Source organism: Paraburkholderia sp. BR10882, assembly GCF_040948855.1.
GTDB lineage: Bacteria > Pseudomonadota > Gammaproteobacteria > Burkholderiales > Burkholderiaceae > Paraburkholderia > Paraburkholderia nodosa_A.
The window spans coordinates 352,376-374,199 of record NZ_JBFPKP010000005.1 but is presented as its reverse complement, the minus strand read 5'-3'; the positions used below and the strand labels follow the sequence as shown (position 1 = coordinate 374,199).

Below are 21,824 nucleotides of genomic sequence, written 5' to 3'. Positions count from 1 at the left end.
ATCATATGATTTGAATCGGGGAGACGACGTGCTTACGTCCGCCAGGGGCGACAAGTTCTGGACCGCCGGCATTTTGCGCCGCATTTATGTTCTCAGGGTCCTCGGCTACGCGATCGGCTCCATACCCGTCCTGGCGTTGCTGCACGTGCAACGTGCGCCGGCGCTGCTCTTCGTCGGCGTCCTTGTCATCTGTCTCGTCTGGCCGCATGTCGCTTATTCGCGGGTACGCAACAACACTGACGACGCACTCCGCAAAGAGAAATGGAACCTGCTGTTCGATTCGGCGTTCGGCGGCGGGCTGGCCGCGGCGGTTCATTTCGAACCGGTTGCAACCGTCGTCATCCTGCTGATGTTTGCGCTCGACACCATGGCCGTGGGTGGTTGGCCGCTCTTCGTGGCCGGTGTGGGTGCGAGTGCGGCGGGCCTGATCGCCGGGGCCGCAATCTTCGGTATCGCCACCACGCCGCTGGACGTACGGATCGCGCCGGTGTGGCTGCCCATCATCTTCATCTATCCACTCCTGTTCGCCAAAACGACCCATGACGTGTCGACCAGGCTTCTCGATCGTTCGCGCCGTTTGCGCGAACTCAGCGAGTGCGACAGCCTGACCCGGCTCGCGAATCGTTCGGCGCTCAGCGCACGATTGCAGGCAGTCCTGACTGACCCCGCCCGCCACGGCGAATCCGTATACGTTGTTTTCCTCGACCTGGACACGTTCAAGACCGTCAATGATGCGCTCGGGCACAGCGTCGGCGATCAGCTGCTCGTCGAAGTCGCCGGGCGTCTGCGGGCGTGCGCCCAACCGGGCGACATGCTTGGTCGTTACGGCGGCGACGAGTTCATGATCGTTGCGCCGCGCGGGCGGGACGACGCGCGCTTCGATCTTCCCGATGCCGTACTCGCGGCAATTGCGAAACCAATGCTCGTCGGCGGGAACGAGCTCGTGGTGAGCGCCAGCGTCGGCATCAGCGTGTTTCCCGCGGACGGAGACAATGTGGAAACGCTGATCTCGTGCGCGGACATGGCGATGTACGCGGCCAAGAGTCATGGCCGCAATTGCTGGGATCGCTATCGGCCTGAAATGGGCGAGAACGCCGACGCAAAGCTCATCCTTTCGGCGCGTCTCAGAAAGGCGATCGAAACAGGGACGCTGCGCGTGTACTACCAGCCACAGGTCGACATGCGCAACGGCCGCGTGCTCGGCGTCGAAGCACTGGTACGTTGGCACGATGAGATATACGGCGACGTCGCCCCGGCCGAATTCGTCTCGATGGCGGAAGCATCGGGATTTGTCGCGATACTCGGCGAGTGGGTGCTGCATGAGGCCTGCCGGCAGTCGGCGCTTTGGAGGCACATGGGGATTGCGCCCGTGCGCCTGTCGGTCAATCTGTCGCCGCTTCAGTTGCAACGCACGGACATGGTCGAGACTTTTCAAACCATTCTGCAGGAGACAGGCGTCGATCCGACGATGCTCGAGCTCGAGGTCACCGAGACTGCATTGATGAAGCAACCGGAGATCGCCGCGCGCCGCCTTCACGAATTTCGCCGCGCGGGTATCCGTATTGCCATCGACGATTTCGGCATGGGCTACTCGAGCCTGAGTCAGTTGCGCGCGCTGCCGGTCGATCGCATCAAGATCGACCGTGCGTTCGTGCAAGGCATCGGGGAAACGGACACGGGTGCGATCGTGAAGGCGATGGTTACGCTTGCGCAAGCGCTCGGTTTATCCGTCATCGCAGAAGGTGTGGAGACGCTCGCGCAACAGGAGTTTCTGCTCGCGCTCGGTTGCGTGGAGGCGCAGGGATTCCGCTTCAGCAGGCCGCTCGATGCCGAAAGCATCACGCGTGTACTCGCCGACGGCAGCCCGCTACCGCGGCCATCGCTTGCCACGCTCGGCGAAAACGTCATCGTCTGAGCGACGCGACGCGGACGAAGCCATCGAGATACTCGAGGAGCACGGCGCGGACATCGCAGTCCTGGTGACCGACTTCCGCATGCCGGTCAGCAACGGCGATCAACTGCTGCGCGAAGCCGCCCAACGCTATCCCCGGATCGTGCGGATGCTGGTGACCGCTCACGCCGACAAGGACATGCTGTTGCGGACCGTGAATACGGGAGGCGTATTTCGCATCATCGAAAAGCCGCTGCGGATCGACACGGTACGCGAGACGCTGCGCGAGGCGATTGCGCAGTGGACCGAGCGTGAAACGCGTCAGCATGAATTGCTGGCGATGGATGAAACGCTCGCGTTCCTCGCGCACGAGTTGAACACGCCTTTGGCGACGATCGCACTGATTGCGCAAACCACAATCGTCACCATGCGTTTCGGCTCCCGCAAGGAACGCGCGAAAGCCACTGACACGCAACGGCCGCTAGAACCTCAGTCCTCGCTCGATACACCCGGCTGATCGGCCGGGCTGATCGCAGCCACAAAATATCGATGCAGCGCGTCGGCCGAGCGGTTTCCCAGCGCGGTGGTCTGTTCGAACCAGTCGGTCTCGTCCGGCCATTGGCCATCGAGGACCCGCGGATAGATCTGCTTCGCATACAGGTGCAGCGCTTTCGCGCCGATATTCCCGCTGATACCTAGCAGAACGTGCAGCGTCGCGTGCACCGCCCGGATGTCACCGGCCTCCACGCTAGTTGCAAGCTGCGCGAGAAGCGAGCGGATTTGCGCAATGCCCTTGAGGAAGGTCTGATCCAGCATGTCGAGCGAAGCCAGTTCGTCGAGATGCGCCTCATCGAGCAGGTCGTTTTCCGCGATCGCTGCCCGAGTTGCGGCCCGAGTTGCAGCTCGATTGGCAACCTGCATGACCGGCACCGCCGGCCGCTCGCGTTTCTCCGGGGCGCTCGCCACGCGCGAGTGTGCAAACTGTCGCGCGAGACACGCATAGAGCACGCCGACCTGCACCGGTTTCGTCATGACCTCATTCATGCCCGCTGCGAGACAGGTCCTGACTGCCGCCATATCGGACTGGCCGGTCAGGGCCACGATAGGCATCTCGCCATACTCGTCCACGCGGGCGCGAATCCACCCCGCCGCCTCCACGCCATTCATGCCGGGCATGTTCATGTCCATCACGATGGCGTCGACATTGTCACCGCCCTGCAGACGCGCGATCACGCCCTGTCCGTTTTCCACCTCCACGACGCTGGCGCCACATCGCTCCAGATAGCTCTTCGCGACCATCCGGCTGTAGGTGTCGTCGTCCGCGACGAGAATCGTCTTGCCCGCGAATCCATCGAAGCGCGGGTGGCGCAAATGGCGATCGCCGCTTTCCATGAGCTTTTGCAGCGTACTCACCAGCTCCACCATGCGTATGGACTTGCTGATCGTTGCGTCCATGCCGGCGCCCTTCGCGAGCACGCGAGCCAGGTTGTGAGCTTCGGCCGTATAACCGACCACAAGAAGGCCGCCGCCAGCCAGATCGGCATCGGAACGGATCTTCTCCGTGGTCGTGTAGCCGTCGAGACCCGGCATATTGATGTCCATCAGCACGAGATCGTAGGCGGAACGCTCTCGAAGGAGCGTCAGCGCGCGTTCACCGCTCTGCGCTTCGACCACCCGCGCGCCCACCCCTGAAAACGCATGGCAGACTTTCTCGCGTATCACCGCGTCATCATCGACAAACAGTATCGTCTTCCCGCTGAAGAACTCCGTGGCGCGCGCGAGAAGCGTCTGCCGGTAAGCCGCGATTTCGCTCTCCGGTATAGCCGGAAACTCGAGCGTAAACTGGGTGAATTTGCCGGGTTCCGAACGGCACTCGATCGTGCCGCCGAACGAGCGCATCGCACGCTGGCAGTAAGCAAGCCCCAAACCCGTGCCGGCAGTGTTTCCCTGGGTGCGGAAAGGCTCGAACAGATGGGACATCATCTCGGCTGCAATGCCCGGTCCCGTGTCGTGAACGATCACCTTGTTCCGGTCGACAGTCAGCGTGAGTGTTGCCGTGGGATGCGCCGCCATGTGATGCAGCGCATTCTTGATCAGATTGAACAAGGTAAACAGATAGACGGTCTCGTCCACCTTGAAGGTGAAGTCTTCGAGGACCATCAGTTTGACGCGGCTGCGCTCTTTTCTGCCGCCAAAACCGTACTCGTCGATCGCCTTGCGTGTCGCCTCCGCCGCGCTCGCATAGTTGAGATTGTCCGACTGCATGGGCTTGGCGCTGACTTCATCGAGCGTCATCGCAATGATTCTGAGCCCGCGGTCGATCGCCAGCTGTCCGTGCGCGACGTGCTGCGAAAGCGAAGCCACTGCGTCGACGGGCAACGCCGGCGAGGGCTTCGACTCGGCCATCGCGGGCAGCGCCTCCTCGACGCGATCGAGCACGTACCTGAGCTGGCTGAGCGGATTCCTCATTTCATGGGCGATCGTGCCCGCAAGCGCCCGAAGTGCGCCGTTCTTGGCCTGCGCCGTAATCCCCCGCATGTTGCTGTAGCTGAACGTCAGGCCCGCGCAGATGCCGAATGCGAAAACCGGCAGGTAGGTGTAGAGCAGCAAATGGCCGTCGACGTGCAGGGACTCCGGAGTGACGATCCGCGCGCAGAGAATGGCGAGGCCAACCCCGAGCGCGAGGTTCAGCGCCAGCGCGACGAACGACGGAAAGATCGCGATCAGGAAAAACATCATCCCGACTTCCGCCATCGACCAGATCATCGAATAGTGGCCGGTGATCAGGTAGTAGGTGAAAAAGAACGGTAGCGTATAAGCTACCGTCAGGAAGTAATACCACGGCAGGAAAGGCACTGCTGCTGCGGGCCAGAAGCGGCGCAGCAGCAACAGCAGACAGGCGAGCGCGCCGATAACGCGCATCAGCGTGCTTTCATTGGGCTGGGGGTCGATGTACGTCCACCACAACCAGTACAGCGGATGCCCGATGGTCCCGATGACGCCCACCGCCAGCACGCTAAGGTCCGACAATCCATACGCGTCGCGGACCCGCTGCATCAGATAGCGAACGCCTCCTGCCATGCCTTTCATATCGTTCTCGATAGACTGATACCGAGCCTCAGAACAGGAAGCTGCTCACGTTGAACGACATGCCGGCGCTGCCGACCCAGCACAACGCCCTGTCTCCCCGCTTCAACTTCCCTGTCTCCTTGGCCATTGAAATCGCAGCCGGAATCGACGCGGAAACGAGATTTCCGGTATCCGGATAGATGTGATACATCTTATCGTCGATGCCTGCCTTCACGCCGTAACCGTGCCACGCGGCCTTGGAGGAGGCATGCGTAAACACGATGTCGATGTCTTTTTTGGGAACAGAGAGTCTGGAGAAGACTTCGGTAAGCTCATCTGAATTTTTGTGCAGTTCGTGGCCGAACGAGGTAAACCGCATTTCGCCGTTCTTGCCGATACGGTCGGTGGGGTGGCAATACCCCTCGTAACCAGGAATCGGAATCGTGCACAGGTCCGAAACATCCGGCTTGCCGCGAAACGCAAAGCTGAAGTTATCCGGCTCCTTCGCCACCACCAGCGTGGCCGTCGCCGCTTCGCCTATCGTAAACGACGGCAAGGTATATTCGACCTGGGCGTGATGCTTGAGCGCAAAATTCGAAGGATAGAGCGGCCCCCCCGCGAGCATATTGAATTCGGCATTCACGATCATCGCGTTCTTATACTGGCCAGTCTTGAAGAGACTGTCGACGATCGACATGGCCCGCGTCCAGCTCATGCAGGCATCGACCACATCGAAGCATTCGGCGTTTCCAAAGCCGAGCGTGCTCGCCATCATGTGGCTGTTGCCCGGCTCGAGAAACCCGCGACCGATGCCGACGAAGATGAACAGCTCGATGTGCTCCGGCCTCAGATAGGTTTCCGATAACACCTTGCGCGTCGCCATCGCAACGTGATCGATGGGCGACTCATGGCTGTCGCACCAGCGACGATGGACCAGACCGCTGCGGTCAAGCAGTGTCTTGATGGTTCGCACGGTCCTGTCGATGTCGCCATCGAAAGCGGTAGAGTGGGACCGGATCATATCGACGACTTCTTCGTTCGTGACGACCCTCGAAGGGAGACTGACTGCGACGTTCTTGATAAGCATAGAGAATCCGTGAATCGCGAAAAGATGGATGGGTAAAGGTCTCGCGCGTGTGGCACGCGGATACCTGGACACCAGATATCCGGCCGGACGGCCCCCGTACGTTAGCGCCCCCACCGTTTATCACGAATTCCCCCCCTTCCCTACGCGTTGACTTTCAGCGGCCGGGCCTCGATTGCCTGGGGCTTGTACCCATACGTTCAGGAGCGTGCCCGCCGCTCTCCAATCCTTTCAATTCATCTTCCAACTGCCGGCGCCATTCGGCCATGGCTCAGGCTTCGCAGATCATGTTCGATGCTTACTTTGCGGGAGTCACCCCGGACGGATTATCGGCAACAGTGAGTGAAACTTGAGAGTCGAGATCCTGCAAGCGGACAAGAACTGCGCGCCCACCCGCTGTCTTTCAAAATTTGAGTGCGTTTCCGGAAACGCCGCAGGACGAGTGACAGACCGACATTGACATTCCACTCGTGTAACTGGAGGCGATCGAGCGCGGCGACTATCTGGTCGCCGCGGTCCGGGTGGCTATCGGTCCAACGCGTGCTTTAGCCGAATCGCGCGGGCAAATACGGCGTGGGATCGATGAACGGCGTTTCGCCGACGATCTGCTCGGCGACGAGGCGCGCCGTGACGGGCCCGAGCGTAAGCCCATGATGATTGTGACCGAATGCGAACCACAGTCCCGCATGGCGCGGGGCAGGCCCAAGCAGCGGGCGCATGTCGGGCGTGCAGGGGCGCAGGCCCATCCACGGCGTTTCGTCCAGCCGCGCGCCGAGGCCGAACACGGGGCGCGCCTCGCGCTCGGCGGCGTCGAGCTGCGCGTAGTTGGGCGGACGCTCGCGCGTGGCGAGCTCTACGCCCGTGGTCAGACGCAGGCCGCGACGCATCGGCGCGACCACATAACCGCCTTCGATATCCACCACCGGACGCACGAGCGGCGCACGCGCCTCGCTCGCGTAGTGCATGTGATAGCCGCGCTTGACCATGAGCGGCACGCGGTAGCCGAGCGGCTGCGTCACGAGATCCGACCAGGGGCCGAGCGCCACGACCGCAAGCTCGGCGCTCACCGGTCCTGCGTCGGTCTGCACTCCCCACCCCTTGCCGTCGGGCATCAGCGTGCTCGCGTCGCCCTGTGCAAATGCACCGCCTTCACGCAGGAACAGTTGCGCATAACCCTTCGTCAGCGCGCCAGGATCCGCCACGCTCGCGGGATCGATCCAGTGAATCGCGCCCGCATAGCCCGCGCTCAGAGAAGGCTCCAGTGCGATGAGGCCCGGCGCGTCGAACATCTGCACATGCAGGCCGTGTGCGTCGGCCACGCCCTGCGCCGCGCGCATTTCGCGCTCGAAGCCGGCGGCCGAGCGCCACGCTTCGAGCCAGCCGATGGGCCGCACGATATCGCGCAAGCCCGCGCGCGCGATCAGCGCGTCGTGCTCGGCCACGCTGCGCTCGATGAGCGGCAGCATGTCCCGCGCAGCGTGCGCGAGGCGCGCCGGCGAAGACTCGCGCCAGAACGACGCGAGCCAGCGCGCGTAGGCGGGCAACGAGCGCACGTCGTAGCGCAGCACGGTCGAGTCGTTGCGCACGAGGCGCAGCAGCGTGCGCCAGTCGCGTGGAAAGCCATACGGCACCACCGACGACGACTCGATCAACCCCGCATTGCCATGGCTCGTTTCCTCGCCGGGCCCGCGCCGGTCGACGAGCGTGACCTGCACGCCGCGCGCCTGCAGATGCAGCGCGACGCTCACGCCGACGATGCCCGCACCGAGAACGATCGCGCTCTGGCTCATGAATCGGCTCTGGATTCCAAAGTGATCGACATCACTTCGCGACGATATCGCGGCCGAAATACTTCATCGACAGCTTCGTGAGCGTCCCGTCCTGGCGCAGCGAATCGATCGCGGCCACCACCTTCGCCTTGAGCGCCGCGTCGTCCTTGCGCATGCCGAAGCCCGTGCCTTCGCCGAGCGTGGCCGGGTCCTTGAGCGGCGCGCCCGCAAATTCGAAGCCCTTGCCCTGCGGTTTCGAGAGGAAGCCGTCCGTGGCAGTCTGCACTTCCTGCACCGCGCCGTCCAGGCGCCCGGCCGCGAGGTCCGCGAAAATCTGGTCCTGGTTCTCGTAGGTGACGACGTTCACGCCCTGCGTGCCCCAGTGCTTGCGGACATAGTCTTCCTGCGTCGAGCCTTGCAGCACGCCAACCGACTTGCCCTTCAGGCTCGCGGGCGTGGGCTGCAGGCCCGAGCCGCTCTTTGCGACCATCTGGATCGGCATCACGTAGATGGCGGGCGTGAAGGCGATCTGCTGACGCCGCTTATCGGTGATGTTCATGGCCGAATTGATGACGTCGAACTTGCGCGCCTCGAGCGCGGCGATCAGGCCGTCGAAGCTGTTCTCCACCCATACGCACTTCATCTGCAGTTTCTGGCACACCGCGTTGCCGATATCGATGTCGAAGCCTTGCAGATCGCCCGAAGGCGTCTTGCTCTCGAACGGCGGATAGGCGGCCTCCACGCCGAAGCGCAGCGTTTTCGGGTCCTGCGCGTGCGCCGCGCCCGCCGTCATGCCCGCGAGGCACGCAAGGCTGGCCGCAGCCGCAAAGCGAATCATCTTCCTGTTCATCGTCGTCACCCAATTCGTAATAAGTGTCTGTTCAAGTGTGCTGCGCTTCGTGCGGCGCCCTTTCACGAGGGCCGCGGCCGCAGGAGGAATATAGACGAAAAATAAAAATAAAGTCTAGAATGGACAAAAATGTCTACACCACGACTCCGGAGTCCCAACCATGAACGAGATGTCCCCAGCCTTCGCCGCGCCGCTCGTCGTCGACGCCGCCCAGGTGCGCGCCGCCCTGCCGAGCCTCGACGTGCGAGGCGAACTCGCCCGCCTGTTCGCCTCGCTCGGCCGCGGCGATGCCGTGCAGCCGCCGCAAACCCTGACGCTGTTCCCGAAGCAGGCCGGCGACTTCATCACCTATCTCGGCGTGCTCGCCGAAGCGGGCGTGTTCGGCGCGAAGCTCTCGCCGTACATCGTGGGCGCCGAGGGCCAGCCGCCCATCATTACGGCTTGGACCGCGCTGATGTCGATGAAAACGGGCCAGCCGCTCATGTGGTGCGACTCGGCGCTGCTCACGACCGAGCGCACCGCGGGCACCACGGCGCTCGCCGTCGACCACCTTGCGCCGCGCGAGGCGAAGCGCCTGGCCGTAATCGGCTCGGGCGCGGTCGCGCTGGCGCATCTTCGTCACGTTGCGCCGCTGCGCGCGTGGGAGAGCATTCGCGTGTTTTCGCCGAAGCTCGCCGGCGACGCACAACGCCAGGCCGAACTGCGTGCGCTGGACGCACGGGCAAGCGTGGCGCAAACGCCCGATGCCTGCGTGCACGACGCCGACGTAGTGATGCTGTGCACCTCGTCCGGCAAGCCCGTGCTCGCGCTGGACACGCTCACGAAACCCGCGCTCATCACCTCGATCAGCACGAACGTCGCACACGCGCATGAAATCGATCCGGCCGCGCTGCTCTCGCTCGACGTGTACTGCGACTATCGCCGCACCACGCCGCAAAGCGCGGGCGAAATGGTGCTCGCCGCGCGCGAGCACGGCTGGTCGCCCGATGCGATCGCGGGCGATCTCGCGGAACTCGCCAACGACGCCTGCCCGCGCCCGGCGTACGCGCGCCACGCGTTCTTCCGCTCGATCGGCCTTGGCCTCGAAGATATCGCCGTCGCGAACGCGCTGTACAAGCAGCTGCAAAGCGTACGCTGATGCCCGTTGATGCGCGGCGTCGAGCGAACGCAGTATCATCGATGTCCTTTCTGCCGCAACCCGGTCCCACACCGATGCCGAAACGAGAAGACGAGAAAACCCGCGTGAAGAAGACCGCCAGCCCGAAGACCGCGCGCGACCTGCTGCTCGCGCGCTACGCGCACGTGGCGGACAGCATCACCACGCTGTTCTTTCCGTTCGCGGAGGTCGTGATTCACGACCTCTCGGACCAGACCGTGGCGTATCTCTCGAACAATCTCTCGAAGCGCGAGGTCGGCGACGACTCCGCGCTCGAAGACGTCGAGGAAACCACGCGCAACAAGCTGCTCGGCCCCTACGAGAAGGTGAACTGGGACGGCCGGCGCATGCGTTGCGTGAGCACGGCGCTGTTCGACGATGAAGGGCAAGCGGCGGGTGTCATGTGCATCAACTTCAACATCGCCGCGTTCGACGACATGCAGGCCACGCTCAACCTCTTCCTGCGCGGCGCAGGCGTAATCGCACAGCCCGAGGAGCTGTTCAGGGACGACTGGCAGGAGCGCATCAACACCTTTCTGCACGGCTGGCTGCGCGAGCGGCAGATCGCGCTCAACTCGCTCACGCGCGAACACCGCCGCGAACTGGTCGAGGCGCTGCACGCCGAAGGCGCGTTCAAGGGCAAGAGTTCCGCCAACTATGTGGCGAAGGTGCTGGGCATGGGGCGCGCGACGGTCTACAAGCATCTGCGCGAAATGAAGGCGGACGCCGAATAGCGCCCCAACCCATGCCTGACTAGAAGCGCCAGTACAACGGCGCAATGAACACGACCACCGCCATCGACCACAACACGATCAGCGCACCGATCTTCCAGTAGTCGCCGAACGCGTAGGCACCCGGCCCGTACGTGACGATGTTCACCGGCGTGCTCATTGGCGTGAGGTGGGCTGCGCCCGCGCCCAGCGCGACCGCGATCAGGAACGGCGTCGCGGACACCCCGAGTTCCCGCGCTGTGGCAACCGCAATCGGCACGGTCACGAGCGCGGAAGAGTTGTTGGAGATGACCTGGGTCAGCACCGCAGCGACGACGAAGAGTCCCGCCATCACGGCGCGCGGGCCGCCGGAGCCGACGATCTGGATCACATAGTCGCCAAGCAGATACGCGAGCCCGGTCTTCGACATCGCAGTGGCGAGCGGGATCAGCGCGCCGACCAGCACGCAGGTGTTCCAGTCGATGGAATACAGCTGGCTCAGTTTGATCACGCGTGTCAGCACCATCGCCGTCACGCAGATCAGCGTGGCCACGGCGGCCGGCACGACATTGGTCGCAAGCAGCACGACCAGCACGGCGAGAATGACGAGCGCCTCGCGAGCGCCGCGACTGAGCGCGACAGTCTGGCGCCGGACGGCCTGCGGCGCATCGACCATCAGGATCTGCGGGTCGGAGAAGTGCTTGTCCAGCGCCTCCCATGTGCCCCGGAACAGCAGATGGTCGCCGGCGAGCAGATGCGTGGAGGGTCCCGGCACGTCTTCCCCACTGCGCTGGACGGCAAGCACGATCAGGTCTCCTTCGTGCGTCGCCATACCCGGAAACACGGCTTGACCGATCAACGCGGAGCGCTGCGGGATCACCACTTCGGCAAGGCCTGACGTACGGTTGAACAACGCGTTGGTCACTGCCTGCGATTCCCGGTACGGCTCGCGAATGGCGAGGTGCAGGTCGTTTGCCAGCCGGGCGACAACCTGCGCGTCACCGCGCACCAGAAGGTGCTGTCCCTCGAGCGCGGCTTGGCCGCCCAGCTCCGCATCCTCTTCGTCCATGAGCCCGAGGACGCTGAGGCCCGGGTATTGCGACAGATCGATGTCGGCCACCGTCTTGCCGATAAACGGCGAGCCCGCTCGCACGCGCAGCCGGCACACGTCCTCGGCCATGCGGTACTGTTCGACGAGCGTATGCGCATGCTGGCTGAAATCGGCCGGCAGCGATCCCGAACTGCGTTTGGGCAGCAAGAGCGGCCCCAGCACCAGAATGATAACGAGGCTGCCCGCGAAAAGCGGCAGGCCGACAATCGACCATTCGAAGAAACGGATCGGCGCACCGCCTGCCGCATCGGCCGCGCTCGCCGCGATGACATTCACAGGACTGCCTAGCAGTGTGAGCTTGGCGCCGGTCAGGCACGCAATCGACACCGGCATCATCAGTTGGGAAGGCTCGAGCCGGGTGCGTACGCAGACGATGACCGCGATCGGCAACATCGCGACAACGGCGCCGTTCATGCCGATCAATGCCGTCGAGATCGCGGACAGGATCAGCAGCGAAGCGATGAGCCGTTTCTGGCTCTGGCCGGCATGACGAATGAGCCACTGGCCCGCCCACGTGCCCACGCCGGTCGTCTCGAGGCCGATCCCGACGCCGAGCAGCGCGGCGATGAAGACGATGAGCGGATCGCCGAATCCGCCCAACGCCTCGTGCATCGTCAGCACGCCGGTAAGGTAGAGCGCGAGCAGCGACATGACGGCGACCACCGCCGCCGGCAGCTTGTTCCAGATGAACAGCACCATCGTTACAGCGAGGATGAGCGAGGTAACGATCATCGGGTTCATGTGTTCGACCCTTCGTGCGACTTCACAGTGCACTAGTCCGCCGTCAGCAGCCGCGAAAGCTAGTAGCCCAGCGCCGCGCCGTCTCCACGCGGATCGGCGCCGCCTTCATAAAAGCCCTGTTCGCGATCGACCCGGATCGCGTGCGCATGTCCCATGTTGTCGTTCCAGTGCGTGACCATCTGCACGGGCTGACCCCGGCGTTTCAGTTCGCGCACGACTTCGTCGGAGATGCGTCCCTCGAGCGACATGTTGCGCGATTTGGTGCCCCAGGTGCGGCCCATCAGCCAGCGCGGCGCTTCGATGGCCTGCTGCACGTCGTAGCCGAAGTCCACGATCCGCGTGACGAGCGCCGCCTGCGTCTGCGGCTGCCCTTCCCCGCCCATCGAACCGAATGCGAGGCAAGGCTTGCCGTCGCGCGACATCAGCGCCGGGATCAACGTATGGAAGGTTCGCTTGCCCGGCTGCAGACTGTTCGGATGATGCTCGTCCAGCGAGAAGAACGCGCCGCGGTTCTGCATGATGATGCCGGTGTCGCCACCCATCACCGCGCTGCCGAAGTCGTGATAAATCGACTGGATCAGCGACACGACCATCCCGTCCTTGTCTGAGGCGCAGAAGTAGCAGGTGTCGCCGTCCGGCGCGCGGCGCTCGTGCGGATGCTGATACGCAATGCCCGCGGGCACGGTTGCGATGTCGAGCGCGCGTTCGGGGTCCAGCAGTTTGCGGCGCTCGTCGCAATACGCCTTGGAGATGAGTTCGTCCACCGGTATCGCGACGAAATCCGGGTCGGTCAGCCACTCCTCGCGGTCGGCAAACGCGATCTTCACCGCTTCGGCGAGGTGGTGATAGTAGTCTGCCGTGCCGTCGCCCCACGCGGTGACGTCGTAGCCTTCGATCAGATTCAGGATTTGCAGCGGCGTGAAGCCTTGGGTGTTCGGGGGCAGCTCATACACCGTATTGCCCCGGTACGTCGTGCTGATCGGCGTCACCCACTGCGCGTGATACGCGGCGAAGTCGTCCGCCTGCAGCGGCGAGCCCGCCTGACCGATCGCGCCGCAGATCCGTGCAGCAAGATCGCCTTCGTAAAATCCCGCCCGCGCGCCGTGATCGGCGAGATGCTGCAGCGAGCGTGCGAGTGCACTTTGCACGAGCCGTTCGCCGTCCGCCGGCACGCGGCCGCCCGGCAGGAACACCGCCGCGGTTTCGGGATATTTCGTGAGGATCGGCACGTCCTGCGCCGTCCAGTCCGCGAGCGAGCGGCTCACCGGCACGCCGTCGCGAGCGTAGCCGATCGCCGGCCCAAACAGGTCCGCCCATGTCAACCGCCCGAAGCGCTCGTGGGCAAGACGCCAGCCGTCAATCGCGCCCGGCACGGTGAGCACGGCCTGTGGCCCCCGCGCCGCGATTTCGTCGGCGCCGGCGCTGCCTCGATAGCGGGCCAGTGTGGCTTGCTGCGCAGCGGGTCCGCTCGCATTGATGGCGTACACCTGCTCGCTCTTGCCGTCGGCGATCAGCCAGAATCCGTCGCCGCCCAGTCCCGCCATGTGCGGGTACGCGACGCACAGCACGGCGTTCGCGGCAATCGCGGCATCGACTGCCGTGCCGCCGCGTTGCAGCATGGTAAGGCCAGCCTGGCTGGCGAGATAGTGAGGAGTCGACACCATCCCTTGCGGTGCGCGGGTGGGCGGCCGACCGGTGCGAGGGCCGTTTGGATGACTCATGATGAATGCGCTCCCGTGATGTTGATCCGGCAAAGCGACACGCTCCAACGCGCGAAAGCGGCGAGTCGATCAGGAGGCCCGATCGTCGAACTCGACGCCCGCGTCCCTGACCTTGTCTTTGGAGTGATCCATGAACCGCGTGATGATCGGCAGCGCGCCGCCGGCAATCACGCATAGCAGGCCGAGGCTCAGCAGCAGCGTGTTACCGGTGGTCGCGCCCCTGCTGGTGAGCGGAAAGGCGAGGAACATCAGGATCAGCGCCACCGTTTCTGCCACGAGCTTGTCCATGCCGATCACCTCACGCGAGCATGACGAGAACAATCGTGCCTATCCCGGTGAGGATGGCCACGATGATCGTCCACGGGATGGCGAGTTTCATGACCGCGCCTTCCTGCCCCTTGATACCGGTGATGCTGGTGCCGAGCACGATATTCGCGGGGCCGATGGCGTTGCCGTAGGCGCTGCCTGCGGCCTGCGCCGCCACGATCGCCTCCACGGGCAGCGAATGCAAATGCGCGACGTCGCTCTGCAAGCCGCCGAACAGGACGTTCGATGCGGTGCTGCTCGACGTCATGAACGCGCCAAGCGCGCCAATCACACTGGCGATGCCCGCGTAGACGAGCGGGGGCGAGGCGTCGGCAATACCGTGCGCGAGCACCATGGTCTGTCCGCTGTGATCGAGAACCCGGCTCGTCACGAGGAACGCGATGACCGGCAGCGACGCGGGCACGCCATCCACGATGAGCGAGCGCCCGAGGTTTTCCTTGCCATGACGCGACTGCCACGCCCCGTAGTAGCCATTCGCGCGATACACGATCCACACGATGATGGCCGATATCAGCAGCATCGTGCCCGGATGGGTGAACGGCGCAAACGGCGCATAACGTGTGACCGCCGCGTTCGTCACGCCGAACCCTGTGGTCACTTCGGGAAACGGCAGACCGATGCGGAACTGCCGCAAGGCGTTATTCAGCGGATCGATCAGCAAAATACCGAGCGTGACGACCGTGAGCACGACATACGGCAGAAAAGCCATGCCGATGCTCATCACCGGCTCGCTCGCGTCCGACTCGGTACGGACCGCCGTTTCGTCCATTGCGGGCCGCTCCGGCACATCGGCTTGCGGAACCGGCTCGCTGAAACGGCGCCAGCGGGAGAGCGGGTACAGTGCGATCATCGCAATGGCCGCCGCGAGGAACGTCGAGAGTTCCGGGCTCAGGAACGCAAAAATCAGCTGCCCAAAGCCGAGTATCGTGCCAAGAATCAGGACAAGCGGCCATGCATGACGCACTGCGGCCCAGCGTCCGTACAACCATACAATCAGCAGTCCACCAAAATAGGTGGGAATCAACAGCAGTAGCGAGGATTCGAATGCGGCCCGCGTCACGTCCTGTACATCCGCCACCTGCAAGGTCGCCAGCCAGCCGACGCCAAGCGTGCCGAAGAACCGGGCCCATGCATGCGCAATGATCGAAATGGCGGCTGCATAAACCGGCCTGACGCCAATTGCGAGCAGAAGCGGAGCCACAACGGCAATCGGCGCGCCGAAGCCCGCGATACCCTGAAGAAACGATGAAAAGACCCAGCCGAGCCCGAGAATGACGAACAATTCATTCCGGCTAAAGCGGGAAATCCCTTGCCGGAGGGCGTCGTATCCGCCAGCCTGTTTGGTGATCTGATAGAGCAACAATGCCGGCCACATAACGTAGAGGATGAATATGGCGTCCCATACGCCCTTGGCGCTTGCGACAGTCAATGTCCCAAGTGGAGTGCGGAATGCGAAAAAGGCGATCAAACCCGCCACGAACATTGCACCCGGACCGGCCTCAGGCGCGCGCCAGCGAAGCGGCACGAGAAAGACGAGCAGCGCGACGATCGAAAGTGTTGCCAGAATCCAGTGAATCAGATCGACCGGAATTGATGTGTCAGTCATCTCCTTCCCTCATACCGACACAGTCTCCGCTGACGTTGGGAGATTCGGCTCGGAAATCGATTTAACTGATGATAGTCGCTTTTGTTTAAGCCGCAAGCTAAAAATCCAGTGACTTATTTCGTTGTGCAACATTTTTCCGATTTGAGTGGCTTATCCCTTCTTCGAAAATTATTTTGTTATTTAACGTCGTTCCCAGCCGATTACCAACATTCGAATAAAGCGAAAAACTATCTCGTGAACGAATCGCAGGTTTCCCTCGATTTCTGTCAACAATGATTGCGTGCGCAATGAAACATCGGCATTTCGGCAGGCGAGACGTCCCGCGTGCTTTGACGCCGTTCGCGCGCCACCAGGCCAGGTTTGCTAACGCAATCGACCGTTGCGCGATACATCGACCCTGAAAGCGAATGGCAGCCGAAAAACACAGCTTTCGGACACGTCCCCGATTCGCGGCTCATGTCAGGCGCTTGCCAGCACTGACGCAGGAATGACTGTTCAGCTCACCGGCCACCGTGCGCGCCCATCGCATGAAAGCCTGCGCTGATGCTCGACCTCGCGTCTGAGCAGTTCGCGGTGCAGCGTCATGGTCTGTATGATGTCGCGCATCACGCAAAGCAAGTCTTCTCCTGCCACGCTGGCGGTGCCGCATTCCCGCTGACGCTGGACGCACACCGTGAGCGCCGCCAGCCGCCGTCGAGCTTCCGCGAGGTGAAGGTCTGCGGTCAGAAGCTCGAGTTCCTCGGTCGATGGGTCGTTCATGATGCCCCTCTCCGGATTCGCCGCAATCGGCCGCAACGAATGGCAAGGCTGGCACCGCGACCAGCCCAGTATATGCCTCGCAGCTGGGATGTTGCTGCACCTGACGCAGCCGCGTTCGGGATCGCTGTTGTCGACCTACGATCCGCGACGCAATGGCCTGCTCTCGACGCGCACGCGGGTCCGGAACGCGTGAGGATGCCGGTCGAAACTATCGCTGTACAAATGAAGGCGGCGGCGTAGTATGAAAACATCCGTCGACTGCGACCGATCCCGCCGCTCCTCCTGCCACTTCTCAGGGATCGCGCCGCTCCCCTCCATCGCAGACCACGAATACCGCCGGCCGAAGATTCGGACGGCTTGCGGATTCCTCACTGGGATTCAGGGAGAGACCTATGCGTTCAGATCCAGACCGCTTTCATATCGACCCAACGCCACGCCGGGCGGATGGGGAATACATGGCGCACGTGCGCATCAGCACCAGGCGAATCGATGGGAGCGAGTGCGAAGTCCACTCCAGCGGCGATCTCGCGGGATTCGACGCGCGCGAGGATGCGATTGCCTACGCAGAAAATTGGGCGAAGCGATGGCTGGATGCCCGCTTTGGCTAGGGTGTCCCATCGGTTGCCCCGCGCAATTGCCGCGCCGCGGCCTGCTCGGGATGGGGCCACGCCAGGCTAAAGGAAATCGCAGCCGTGTCGTTATACCGGGGGCGAATCCAAATGTTCCTGAATGGTGATGGTCGCTGGCATGCCGTACGCGGGAAGAACCCGGTTTCTCGAGAAACGACGCAGTTTTCGGGACGCCACAGAGCTGCGTCTTTTCCTGGAGAGTGCGGCGGAAAGTTCGCGCCTTCTCGCTGTGGCGGTCCAACTCTTCGGGCTGGTGTCGTGGCTCATGTCCCGGGCATTCGCGAATCCCCATGCGTACTTCGATGTGCCGGGCACGCTGGTAGCCGCCAGCGGCATCCTCCTCGCGATGGGCATGACGTACGCCTCACGGGGACTGCGAATGGACGCGCTGGGCCGGTTCGCATGCGCAGCGTTCGTGGCACTTGCGTTTCACTCCAATATGCCCGGCACCGGCAATCCTGCGTTCTGGGTCCTGCCGATCGGCGTGGCGATCAACGTGGGCATGGCCCCGGTGATCTCCGGGTATTTCAACTATCTCGCAAGTGCACTGACTGTCTGGCTGATCATCTCCCACGGCGAGGTGGTCGCGCTGATGTCCTCACAGGACCGCAACTGGATTTTGCTGTTTGCGCTCGCCGCCCTTGCGCTGGGTCTCCTGCTCAATCTCCTGTTTACACAGGAGCGGAAAAAGACATTTCTGGTACAGCGCGAACTGGCACGACTCGCGTTCAGGGACACCCTCACCGGCATTGCGAATCGCCGTAGCTTCATGCTGGAGGTCAATGAATGCCAGGACCGCCGGTCCAGTGAGGAATTCTGGCTGTTGCTCATCGATGTCGACGACTTCAAGCAAATCAACGACACCGCGGGGCACGACGCCGGCGACGAGGTCCTGGCCGCCGTGGCGCGCACCATCGAGGAAAGCGCCAGCCCGCACCTTTGCGGTCGCGTTGGCGGCGAAGAGTTCGGCGTGATCTTCCCGGGTAACCAGCAAAGCGCCAAAACCCTCGCACGTGAAATCTGCGGCACCGTAGCGGCGGCGCGAATTTCCGGACACAGGGTAACGGTCAGTATTGGGGTCTCGAGCATCTCGGAGCTAATCGGTGTACCCGAAACGTTTCGGCTCGCCGACCGTGCGCTCTACGAAGCGAAACGGCAAGGCAAAAACCGATGTGTGGTCGCCGAACCGGCGTCGTGGTGACGCGTATCGCGGCACGGCGCGATGCTGTGTCACTATGGCCCGAAGATGCCCTGACACCCGAAGCGGAAGCCGGCCTCGTCAAGGAACTCACCAACGTTCTGATCCACGCGGAAGGCTACGATCCCGGCAACCGGATTGCGCAGGGCGTGACTGTGCTCTATCTGCACCGGCCGGCCGCCGTCTATATCGCCGGGGAGCCCTCGGCGCTGCCGCGCTACCGCATCGTTTCTTCGGCGCCGGAAGGTCAGTACACCGATACATCCCGCGTTAATGCGCGTAGACCGGACCGAGCCCGGGCGTGTCCTGCCGGGACGAAACCGTAGCCGCACCGGCGCCTGCCGCCGACGAGCCGTCCGCCACGCCGCCATCCTGAAGCCACCGCGCCGTTCGGGCGGCGCGCCTGTCCCAATCGTCTGAATGTTGCGGATGCCGGGCTAGTGCGTGTGGCACGCCGTTCCTGGCCGCCCCGCACCGCTTTTGTATCGCCATGTATCTGGCCGCCGCGTGGAAACATGGACATACACAAAGCCGGCCCTCCCGACACGTTCGGGATACATCGGCACGCTTCAATACGTCAACCGGGCAAACCGCCCCGCACGAACCCTGGAGTCGCGAAACATGTCCTGCACCGAAACCGTTCCGCATACCACTGAAGCATCGGGCGGCGTGAGCGCGCAGATCGCCCGCCACTGCCTGCTGACGCGCACCCGGCAGATCGCACGCGTACTGACCGGCCTTTACGACGACGCGCTACGCCCGCTCGGCATCAGCTCATCCCAGCTTTCGCTGCTCGTGCTCGTCGCGGAGTACGGCCCCTTGAGCCGCGCCGCGCTCGGGCGCAAGAATCATCACGACCGCACGACGCTCACGCGCAACCTGCAGCCGCTCATCGCGCACGGCTGGGTCGCCGATGGCGAGCCCGGTGGCGATGGCCGCAGCCGTGCGCTCTCGGTGACGCAAGCGGGCCGCGCCCTGCTTCAGACCGCAGGATCTGCGTGGTCGACCGCGCAACAGCGCGCCGCCAGCGTGCTTGGCCTCGAGGGCGCGAGCGCGCTCATGAACATCGCGGCGGATCTCCCGTCAGCCACCGTCTAATCTTTCTTCATCGTCAATGTTGCATATGCAACACCATCAGGAGCCTGCAATGAAAGTCGTCAAAGCCGCCGCCGTCCAGATCAGCCCCGTGCTCTACAGCCGCGAGGCAACGGTTGCCAAGGTCGTGCAGAAGATTCTCGAACTCGGCCGCAAAGGCGTGCAGTTCGCCACGTTCCCCGAGACCGTGGTGCCGTATTACCCGTACTTTTCCGCGGTGCAAACGCCCATGCAATTGCTCGCGGGCACCGAGCATCTGCGCCTGCTCGAACAGTCCGTGACGGTGCCCTCGCCCGCCACCGACGCGATCGGCGAGGCCGCACGGCAAGCGGGCATGGTGGTCTCGATCGGCGTGAACGAGCGCGACGGCGGCACCATCTACAACACGCAACTGCTCTTCGACGCCGACGGCACGCTGATCCAGCGCCGCCGCAAGATCACGCCCACGCATTTCGAGCGCATGATCTGGGGCCAGGGCGACGGCTCGGGCCTGCGCGCCGTGGACAGCAAGGTGGGCCGCATTGGCCAGCTCGCCTGCTTCGAGCACAACAACCCGCTCGCGCGCTACGCAATGATCGCCGACGGCGAGCAGATCCATTCGGCCATGTATCCCGGCTCGGCTTTCGGCGAAGGCTTCGCGCAACGCATGGAAATCAATATCCGCCAGCACGCGCTGGAATCCGGCGCCTTCGTCGTGAACGCAACCGCGTGGCTCGACGCCGACCAGCAGGCGCAGATCATGAACGACACGGGCTGCGCGATCGGGCCGATCTCGGGCGGCTGCTTCACCACCATCGTCGCGCCGGACGGCACGCTGATCGGCGAACCGCTGCGCGATGGCGAAGGCGAAGTCATCGCCGATCTCGACTTCTCGCTGATCGACCGTCGCAAGATGCTGATGGATGCGGCCGGCCACTACAACCGCCCGGAACTGCTCAGTCTGCAGATCGACCGCACACCGGCGGCGAACGTTCATGAACGTGTGCAACACGCCGCTACGGCGACCGCAAACGAAGGCGAGGAGCCGCGCACGATCGTTGCCTGAGCGCGCACTGATGCGCAGGCTTCTTTCTTTTCTAAATGTGTATATACACTCTTTAGTGTTACGAAACAGGTAAGCGAAATGACCACTCAAAGCCAGCATGACCGTCCGATTCTCGTCACGGGTGCGGCAGGCGCAATCGGCGCCGTCGGCCGCAGCATCACCGAAAACCTGCTTGCGAAAGGACATCGCGTGCGCGCCTTGGTGCGCCGCGAGGACGCACGCGCCGACGAACTGCGCCGTCTCGGCGCGCAGGTCGTGCTCGGCGATCTGACCGATCTCGATTCGATGCACCGCGCCATGGAAGGCGTCTCGCGCCTGTACTTCGGCATGTCGGTGTCGCCTGCGTATCTCGAAGCGACGATCAACACAGCGGCCGTTGCACGCCATCACGGCGTGGAAGCGTTCGTGAACATGTCGCAGATGACCGTCTCGCAGATGAGCATCACCGAAACCACCGACAGCGTGCAGCAAAAGCAGCACTGGCTCGCCGAGCAGGCGCTCGCCTGGTCGGGCCTGCCCGTCGTCACCGTGCGGCCCACGGTGTTTCTGGAGAGCTTCTTCCTGCTTCTAGCGGCAGAGGGCGTGCGCAAGCACGACGAACTCGTGCTGCCGCTCGGCCAAGGCCGGACCTCGCCGATCTCGTCGCTCGACGTGGCGCGTGCCGTCGCGGAGATCCTCGACAATCCGGCGCCGCATATCGGCCAGATCTATCACCTCACGGGCCTCGAGTCCCGCGATATGGACCACTATGCCCGCCTCTTCTCCGAGGTCCTGGGCCGCACGATCCGCTACCGCGACGTGCCCGTCGAGGCATGGGCTGCGAAGCTGGGCGAGCTCGGGATAACCGCGCACGTCGTCAAGCATCTCGTGGTCATGGCCGAACTGCATGCGCAAGGCCGCTACGACCGCATGACCGACGACCTGCGCAAGCTCACGGGTCAGGCGCCGATCGGCATGCGCGAGTTCGTGACGCACCACGCCGCTGCATTTTCGGGCGGCACGACATCGGCCTGATGCGATGTGCGTTTGCGTGCCGGGACATCCGGCGCGAATTCCGTTGGCG

Annotated in this window: 19 protein-coding genes and 1 pseudogene; 11 read left to right on the top strand and 9 right to left on the bottom strand. The window is 63.5% G+C overall.

Annotation, left to right across the window (positions count from 1 at the left end):
• Positions 1-28 precede the first annotated feature (28 nt).
• Positions 29-1,915, top strand: a complete 1,887-nt coding sequence (locus AB3X99_RS16490; RefSeq protein WP_368617527.1) for a putative bifunctional diguanylate cyclase/phosphodiesterase — start codon at positions 29-31, stop codon at positions 1,913-1,915.
• Positions 1,916-1,922: 7 nt separating this feature from the next.
• Positions 1,923-2,306: pseudogene (locus tag AB3X99_RS16485) on the top strand (response regulator); the annotation flags it as partial.
• Positions 2,307-2,380: 74 nt separating this feature from the next.
• Here the strand turns inward: AB3X99_RS16485 and AB3X99_RS16480 are convergent.
• The 4 genes from AB3X99_RS16480 to AB3X99_RS16465 form a co-directional block, all read right to left on the bottom strand.
• Entirely contained in the window at positions 2,381-4,972 is a 2,592-nt protein-coding gene (locus AB3X99_RS16480; protein ID WP_368617526.1) for a hybrid sensor histidine kinase/response regulator, read from the bottom strand.
• Positions 4,973-5,009: 37 nt separating this feature from the next.
• Complete coding sequence (locus AB3X99_RS16475) at positions 5,010-6,047, bottom strand: 3-oxoacyl-[acyl-carrier-protein] synthase III C-terminal domain-containing protein (RefSeq protein WP_069262111.1); 1,038 nt, start codon at positions 6,045-6,047, stop codon at positions 5,010-5,012.
• A 542-nt stretch (positions 6,048-6,589) separates the two neighbouring features.
• Positions 6,590-7,834, bottom strand: a complete 1,245-nt coding sequence (locus tag AB3X99_RS16470; RefSeq protein WP_368617525.1) for an NAD(P)/FAD-dependent oxidoreductase — start codon at positions 7,832-7,834, stop codon at positions 6,590-6,592.
• A gap of 31 nt (positions 7,835-7,865) precedes the next feature.
• Positions 7,866-8,663 (bottom strand): ABC transporter substrate-binding protein, encoded by a 798-nt coding sequence (locus AB3X99_RS16465; RefSeq protein WP_368617524.1) that lies wholly within the window; start codon positions 8,661-8,663, stop codon positions 7,866-7,868.
• 160 nt (positions 8,664-8,823) lie between these two features.
• On the opposite strand from AB3X99_RS16465, the gene AB3X99_RS16460 reads away from it, so the two are divergent.
• Both AB3X99_RS16460 and AB3X99_RS16455 read left to right on the top strand, forming a co-directional pair.
• Positions 8,824-9,801, top strand: a complete 978-nt coding sequence (locus AB3X99_RS16460) for an ornithine cyclodeaminase family protein (protein ID WP_368617523.1) — start codon at positions 8,824-8,826, stop codon at positions 9,799-9,801.
• Positions 9,802-9,875: 74 nt separating this feature from the next.
• Entirely contained in the window at positions 9,876-10,553 is a 678-nt protein-coding gene (locus AB3X99_RS16455; protein WP_368617522.1) for a transcriptional regulator, read from the top strand.
• A gap of 19 nt (positions 10,554-10,572) precedes the next feature.
• On the opposite strand, the gene AB3X99_RS16450 is transcribed toward AB3X99_RS16455, so the two are convergent.
• From AB3X99_RS16450 to AB3X99_RS16430, 5 genes are all read right to left on the bottom strand, one after another.
• Positions 10,573-12,381 carry an SLC13 family permease gene (locus tag AB3X99_RS16450; protein WP_342948144.1) on the bottom strand — a complete coding sequence of 603 codons (1,809 nt, stop codon included), beginning with the start codon at positions 12,379-12,381 and terminating at the stop codon, positions 10,573-10,575.
• Positions 12,382-12,440: 59 nt separating this feature from the next.
• Positions 12,441-14,102 (bottom strand): gamma-glutamyltransferase, encoded by a 1,662-nt coding sequence (gene ggt, locus AB3X99_RS16445; RefSeq protein WP_368617521.1) that lies wholly within the window; start codon positions 14,100-14,102, stop codon positions 12,441-12,443.
• 69 nt (positions 14,103-14,171) lie between these two features.
• On the bottom strand, positions 14,172-14,390 hold the full coding sequence (locus AB3X99_RS16440; RefSeq protein ID WP_069262417.1) for an EmrB/QacA subfamily drug resistance transporter: 219 nt from the start codon (positions 14,388-14,390) through the stop codon (positions 14,172-14,174).
• A 10-nt stretch (positions 14,391-14,400) separates the two neighbouring features.
• Positions 14,401-16,035 carry an L-lactate permease gene (locus tag AB3X99_RS16435; protein ID WP_368617520.1) on the bottom strand — a complete coding sequence of 545 codons (1,635 nt, stop codon included), beginning with the start codon at positions 16,033-16,035 and terminating at the stop codon, positions 14,401-14,403.
• 495 nt (positions 16,036-16,530) lie between these two features.
• Positions 16,531-16,794, bottom strand: a complete 264-nt coding sequence (locus AB3X99_RS16430; protein WP_368603155.1) for a hypothetical protein — start codon at positions 16,792-16,794, stop codon at positions 16,531-16,533.
• On the opposite strand from AB3X99_RS16430, the gene AB3X99_RS16425 reads away from it, so the two are divergent.
• The 7 genes from AB3X99_RS16425 (at position 16,793) to AB3X99_RS16395 (ending at position 21,775) form a co-directional block, all read left to right on the top strand.
• The gene (locus AB3X99_RS16425; RefSeq protein ID WP_342948147.1) at positions 16,793-16,987 is read left to right on the top strand and encodes a hypothetical protein; all 195 of its coding nucleotides are present in this window, start codon (positions 16,793-16,795) and stop codon (positions 16,985-16,987) included. The genes AB3X99_RS16430 and AB3X99_RS16425 overlap by 2 nt on opposite strands.
• Positions 16,988-17,186: 199 nt before the next feature.
• Complete coding sequence (locus AB3X99_RS16420; protein WP_069262118.1) at positions 17,187-17,402, top strand: hypothetical protein; 216 nt, start codon at positions 17,187-17,189, stop codon at positions 17,400-17,402.
• A gap of 121 nt (positions 17,403-17,523) precedes the next feature.
• Positions 17,524-18,624: a GGDEF domain-containing protein gene (locus AB3X99_RS16415; protein WP_368617519.1), complete on the top strand. Its 1,101-nt coding sequence runs from the start codon at positions 17,524-17,526 to the stop codon at positions 18,622-18,624.
• Positions 18,618-18,947 (top strand): hypothetical protein, encoded by a 330-nt coding sequence (locus AB3X99_RS16410; protein WP_368617518.1) that lies wholly within the window; start codon positions 18,618-18,620, stop codon positions 18,945-18,947. The genes AB3X99_RS16415 and AB3X99_RS16410 overlap by 7 nt, the downstream gene beginning before the upstream one ends.
• A 295-nt stretch (positions 18,948-19,242) precedes the next feature.
• A complete protein-coding gene (locus tag AB3X99_RS16405; protein ID WP_069262120.1) occupies positions 19,243-19,719 on the top strand; it encodes a MarR family winged helix-turn-helix transcriptional regulator in 477 nt (158 codons plus the stop codon).
• A gap of 49 nt (positions 19,720-19,768) precedes the next feature.
• Positions 19,769-20,761, top strand: a complete 993-nt coding sequence (locus AB3X99_RS16400; RefSeq protein WP_368617517.1) for a carbon-nitrogen hydrolase family protein — start codon at positions 19,769-19,771, stop codon at positions 20,759-20,761.
• A 78-nt stretch (positions 20,762-20,839) separates the two neighbouring features.
• A complete protein-coding gene (locus AB3X99_RS16395) occupies positions 20,840-21,775 on the top strand; it encodes an NAD(P)H-binding protein (RefSeq protein ID WP_368617516.1) in 936 nt (311 codons plus the stop codon).
• Positions 21,776-21,824: the final 49 nt, after the last annotated feature.

What these genes read in the sequence shown, in the direction of transcription:
- AB3X99_RS16455 (WP_368617522.1), top strand. Translation starts at nt 9,876, where the DNA reads ATGCCGAAACGAGAAGACGAGAAAACCCGCGTGAAGAAGACCGCCAGC.
- AB3X99_RS16460 (WP_368617523.1), top strand. Translation starts at nt 8,824, where the DNA reads ATGAACGAGATGTCCCCAGCCTTCGCCGCGCCGCTCGTCGTCGACGCC.
- AB3X99_RS16415 (WP_368617519.1), top strand. Translation starts at nt 17,524, where the DNA reads ATGGTGATGGTCGCTGGCATGCCGTACGCGGGAAGAACCCGGTTTCTC.
- AB3X99_RS16405 (WP_069262120.1), top strand. Translation starts at nt 19,243, where the DNA reads ATGTCCTGCACCGAAACCGTTCCGCATACCACTGAAGCATCGGGCGGC.
- AB3X99_RS16480 (WP_368617526.1), bottom strand. Translation starts at nt 4,972, where the DNA reads ATGGCAGGAGGCGTTCGCTATCTGATGCAGCGGGTCCGCGACGCGTAT.
- ggt (WP_368617521.1), bottom strand. Translation starts at nt 14,102, where the DNA reads ATGAGTCATCCAAACGGCCCTCGCACCGGTCGGCCGCCCACCCGCGCA.
- AB3X99_RS16400 (WP_368617517.1), top strand. Translation starts at nt 19,769, where the DNA reads ATGAAAGTCGTCAAAGCCGCCGCCGTCCAGATCAGCCCCGTGCTCTAC.
- AB3X99_RS16465 (WP_368617524.1), bottom strand. Translation starts at nt 8,663, where the DNA reads ATGAACAGGAAGATGATTCGCTTTGCGGCTGCGGCCAGCCTTGCGTGC.
- AB3X99_RS16395 (WP_368617516.1), top strand. Translation starts at nt 20,840, where the DNA reads ATGACCACTCAAAGCCAGCATGACCGTCCGATTCTCGTCACGGGTGCG.
- AB3X99_RS16475 (WP_069262111.1), bottom strand. Translation starts at nt 6,047, where the DNA reads ATGCTTATCAAGAACGTCGCAGTCAGTCTCCCTTCGAGGGTCGTCACG.
- AB3X99_RS16470 (WP_368617525.1), bottom strand. Translation starts at nt 7,834, where the DNA reads ATGAGCCAGAGCGCGATCGTTCTCGGTGCGGGCATCGTCGGCGTGAGC.
- AB3X99_RS16435 (WP_368617520.1), bottom strand. Translation starts at nt 16,035, where the DNA reads ATGACTGACACATCAATTCCGGTCGATCTGATTCACTGGATTCTGGCA.
- AB3X99_RS16440 (WP_069262417.1), bottom strand. Translation starts at nt 14,390, where the DNA reads ATGGACAAGCTCGTGGCAGAAACGGTGGCGCTGATCCTGATGTTCCTC.
- AB3X99_RS16420 (WP_069262118.1), top strand. Translation starts at nt 17,187, where the DNA reads ATGCGTTCAGATCCAGACCGCTTTCATATCGACCCAACGCCACGCCGG.
- AB3X99_RS16450 (WP_342948144.1), bottom strand. Translation starts at nt 12,381, where the DNA reads ATGAACCCGATGATCGTTACCTCGCTCATCCTCGCTGTAACGATGGTG.
- AB3X99_RS16430 (WP_368603155.1), bottom strand. Translation starts at nt 16,794, where the DNA reads ATGAACGACCCATCGACCGAGGAACTCGAGCTTCTGACCGCAGACCTT.
- AB3X99_RS16425 (WP_342948147.1), top strand. Translation starts at nt 16,793, where the DNA reads ATGATGCCCCTCTCCGGATTCGCCGCAATCGGCCGCAACGAATGGCAA.